Consider the following 268-nt stretch of genomic DNA (forward strand, 5'->3'; position numbering starts at 1 on the left):
GGCCTACGGCGGTCGCGCCGCCTACTGGGTGAACGACAACGTGCGCGTCGGCGTAACCGGGAGCATGCAGGACCAGACCGGCCGCGAAGACCAGACCCTCGGCGGCGGCGACCTGTTGCTGCGCCACAGCGAAGGCACCTGGCTGAACCTGGAATCGGCCCAAAGCGAAGGCGACAGCCTCGACCAGCGCTTCTACTCCGACGGCGGGTTCGGCTTTGGCCAGCAAGTGGCCGGCACCGACTCCCGCGCTCGCGCCAACCGCGTGGAG

At 69.8% G+C, this 268-nt stretch carries 1 protein-coding gene; it reads left to right on the forward strand.

Going from position 1 to position 268, the window contains the following annotated elements:
• Positions 1-268, forward strand: a 268-nt coding sequence (locus tag AC0IW7_RS24835; RefSeq protein WP_471821504.1) for a hypothetical protein, incomplete at both ends; no start/stop codon positions are given.

The organism is Pseudomonas sp. AC229, from assembly GCF_979254655.1.